General features: G+C 66.7%; 2 protein-coding genes. Both read left to right on the top strand.

Annotated features, from left to right (window positions below; translation table 11 throughout):
• The coding region (locus J0A65_RS21705) for a hypothetical protein (RefSeq protein WP_232850095.1) at nt 1–414 on the top strand (414 nt) is incomplete at its 5' end.
• On the top strand, nt 392–3994 hold the full coding sequence (locus J0A65_RS21700) for a tetratricopeptide repeat protein (protein ID WP_206596413.1): 3603 nt from the start codon (nt 392–394) through the stop codon (nt 3992–3994). The genes J0A65_RS21705 and J0A65_RS21700, both read left to right, overlap by 23 nt.
• Nucleotides 3995–4171: the final 177 nt, after the last annotated feature.

The following is a 4171-nucleotide window of genomic DNA, read 5'->3' as shown; positions in this document are numbered from 1 at the left end:
GGCAGCTGGCAGGTGAAGGGCCTGGTGGGCTTGCGTACGCTGCGCCTGGATCCGGCCCTGGGCTGGCCGGACCTGGCCCGCTCCAGGGGCGTCGCCGGGGTGCGTGATCTGCCGCAGGGGCGCTACGTGCACCTGAGCGGCGCCGATGCGCTGCTGGCCCTGCGCGACACCCGTGACCCACGCCCGGCACTGGAAGAGGCGAACATTCCGCTGACCGCCTGGCGTTATCTGGACGACAAGCGCGTGGCGTTTTCCTTCCAGGGCGAGTTCCCGCTCAGTTTCAGCGTGCGCTCGGCCGGTTCGTGCCATGTGAAGGCGGGGGGCGGCCGGTTCACTGGCACGCACGACAATGGCGTATGGCACTTCGAGTTGCCGATGAAGCAGGTGAGCGATGCGCAACTCATCTGCAACTAAGAAAAAGGTGCCGCGCACACGCCTGCTCAACCCCTGGATGATCCTGCTGGTTGCCGGGTTCGTGGTGGCGTTGCTGGCGCTGTCGTACAAGAGCGAGGACGTGTTCCTGCCGGACGCGGACGACACGCCGGACGCCGTCGCCATCAGTTACACCGAACTGCTGATCAAGGCCCACCCGGAAGACGACAAGCTCAAGCTGCGCCTGATCGATCAGCTGATTCAGGTCGGTGACTTCACTCGTGCCCGCGAGTACCTGGAGCAGTTGCAGGGCCGTCTGCTGTCCGCGACGCCCTTCTACTCGGCGATGCTCGACGTGCTGCGTGCCCAGGCCCAGCCGGACGGTATCAGCGATGCACAGCGGGCGGTGCTGATCGACGAACTGCGCAGCCTGAAGATCGCCGACCTGGACAATGCCATGCTGGAGCGCCTGGCGCGCTACTCGCTGGAGATCGGCGGACTGGACGTCGCCGTGCTGGCCTACCGCGAGCTGGCCGAGCGCGACAGCGAGAAGCGCACGCACTGGCTGGGCGAGGCGGCGATCTGGAGCCTGGCCAACAACGACCAGAGTGGCGCGGCGCAGCTCTATGAGCAGCTGGCGGCGGAAGACAGCGACCCGCAGGTGCGCATGGAGCACCTGCGGGAAGCGTTCGACGCCCTGCTCGCGGCGAATCATCCCGAGCAGGCGGCGCAACTGCTGGCCCTGCACCTGGACGAACTCGACGCGCAACAGGCTTCCCTCGACTGGCTGGCTGCGGGTGTCGATGCCGCCCAGGGCGGGCGCCGCTACGACCTGGCGGAAAGCTTCATTCAGCGCTGGCTGAGCCTGAAGAGGGACGACCCGCGCGCACTGACCGCCGATTTCCACCTGAGCCTGGCATCCGGTGCGGTGGACCGGGCCTGGCAGCTGGCGCCCGAGTTGCTGGCGCTGACGCCCGACGACTACGACATGGTGGCCGAAGTGGCGCGCCTGGCCGAGTGGACCGGACACACCCAGCAGGCGCTGAGCTACTGGGTGCAGATGCTGGCGCAGCGCGAAGACCCTGAGCTGCGTGAGCGGGTCTGGCGCTATGCCCTGCAGCTGTTCGATTTCGACCAGGTGATCGCGACGCTGTCCACCATCGACGCCCATCGGCAGATGACCGATGTGGAGATCGACACCCTGGTCTACAGCCACGAGACCCGCGGCACCCCCGAGGATGCCGAGGCCTGGCTGGTGGCCTACCTGCAACGCTATCCCAACCACCTGTTCGCGCGGCAGCGTCTGCGCATGCTGATGGAGAACACGCAGCAGTTCAGGAAGGAAGTGGAGCAGTGGCAGGCCCTGGCTGCACGCGGGCCGCTGACGATCAAGGAGCGCATCCGCTGGGCCAAGGTGCACTGGAACCTGTTCGAGCCGGACCAGGCCTGGCAGGTGCTGACCGCAGCCGATTCACCCGAGGTGGACGATCCCGATTTCTGGCAGCTGCGCGCCAATCTGGCCTGGGAGCTCGAACGCGATGGGGAAGTGCGCGCCTCGTACGATCGCCTGCTGAGCCTCAACGTGCCGTTGGGCCTGGAGGATGAGGATCGCCTGATTCGCCTGTACTGGGATATCGACCCCAGGCGCTCCCTGCAGATTCTCATCGATAGCTGGCAGCGCACGGGCCGGGTGACGCGTCTGATCGTCGCGCTGCAACTGGCCGAGACGTTGCGTGACTGGGGTGCCCTGCGAGCACTGCTGGTCGATGCGGAGAAGTCGCCCAACGGACGTGACAACTCGCAGTACTGGATTGCCCGTGCCGCGCTGGCCGCCCAGGACGGCAATTTCGATCAGGCCCAGGCCTACTACCAGCAGGCGCTGGCCCTGTTCCCCAGTGACAATCTGGTGCGCCAGCGCATCCTGTGGTTCTACATCGACAACGCCCAGCGCGACTCGCTGGCGCAACTGCTGCCGGAGTGGCGTGCCCTGGCCGTGACGGACAGCCGGCTGTGGCTGCCCTATGCCACCGGCTACATGTTGCTCAACAACACCCAGGAAGCCTTGCGCTGGTTCCGTCAGCACCTCAAGTCGAATCCAACCGATCGCCTGGTGCTCGCGGCCTATGCCGATGCGGCCGAGGCCGCCGGCTACGGGGACCTGGCCTGGCGTCTGCGCCGCCAGCTGCTGCGCGACCTCAATCTGCAGCGCATCACCGCGACGCCCGAAGGCTATGCCATGTACCTGCGCCTGCTGGCTGGGTCGCAGGGCACGCTGACGTCACTGGCGCAGGCGAAGCGTCTGTGGAGCGGCGAGCAGGCGACGCTGCAGCTGTGGTTCGAGCATTTCCTCGAGCGCCTCGATGCCAGCAACCAGTCGGCGCTGAAGGACGACTGGCTGGCCTGGGGGGCGGCGCGCGGGTTGAAGGCCGGCAGCTACGACGAGATCCAGCAGGCGCTGCGCAACGACAACCATGCGCAGATGCAGCGTCTGCTCGAACACGGCGGACTCGATGCTGCGAACACGGTGGAAGTGCTCTCGCGTCTCGGCCATGAGGGCGAGGCGCTGGCCTCGGGACTCAGCGCCCTGGGCGATGGACAACCGGATTCGATTCGCCAGCAGCTGCTCTCGCAGACCACCGGCATGCTCGAGCGCTCCCCGCAGGGCTTGCAGCTGGGTTGGCAGAATACAGACTTCGGCGACCTGGACATCAAGGGGCCGCGCCTGCAGGTGGCCCGCTACTTCGGTGATGACTGGTATGCCGACCTGCAGCTCGAGCAGGGCCGCTACAACAGCTCGAACCTGGACAGCGCGGTACTCGGCAACGAGCGCAACCTCAAGCTGGAGGCGCGCCGCACCCTGGACGACGGCGACCTGCGCCTGATTCTCGACAGCAGCCTGCGCGACGACGATGACCGCCATGGCCTGGGCATCGAGCGCAGCTGGCGCCTGAGCTCGCGTGATGAGCTGGGGCTGGCGTTCGACTGGCACCGCGAGGCCGAAGACACCGGCCTGCTGCGCGCCCTGGGCATGCGCGACGGCGTGCGTCTCCGGGGCCAGCACGGCTTCTCCGCGCGTGACCAGTTGAGCTGGTCGCTGACGCACAACCGCTACAGTTCCCGGCAGGGCGATGCCATCGGCAGCGGCCAGGGCGTGTCGCTGGAGTGGGGCCACACGGTGTTCTTCGACGACCCGTCCTGGTTGCTGCGTTCGGGCGTGGACTATCAGAACAACAGCGTGGAGAGCGAGGTCGCGACTGACCTGCTCAACGCCAATGGCGGTGCCTACATTCCGTTCGACAACGAGCCGGGCGCCACGATCGAAGGCACCGAGCTGATGCAGAGCCGCTATGGTCAGCTCTATGTCGCCAGCACCTGGCGGCGAGGCTTCCCGGGCGCCCTGAACAGGACACGTCCGCAGTTCACCTGGATGATCGATACCCTCGCCGGCTGGCAGTGGACGGAGCGGCAATTCAACTACGGCATCAACGTCGGCATCGGCGTCGAGCTGTTCGGCGACGACGAGCTGGCCATGACCCTCGGTTACCAGTCTGCCCCCAGAGGGGGGGAGGGTGATCCCGGTGGTTCGCTCGGTATTACCTACAGCACCCGTTTCGGGCGCTAAGCAAGGATTCTCAAAGGAGGAATGAAGATGCAAAGCATACGTTGCCTGGCCCTGGTGGCCATTGCACTGTTCGTCACGGGTTGCTCCAGTTTCAGCGGCGGCGGCAACCAGACGCTGCCGCGCGATGCCTCGTGGGGCGTCGCCCCGCTGGTCAACTATGCCCAGGCGCCGCAGGCC

Origin of the sequence: Bowmanella yangjiangensis (genome assembly GCF_017255015.1) — a bacterium.
GTDB classification, from domain to species: Bacteria; Pseudomonadota; Gammaproteobacteria; order Enterobacterales; family Alteromonadaceae; genus Bowmanella; species Bowmanella yangjiangensis.
This window is presented reverse-complemented; position numbering and strand designations above follow the sequence as displayed.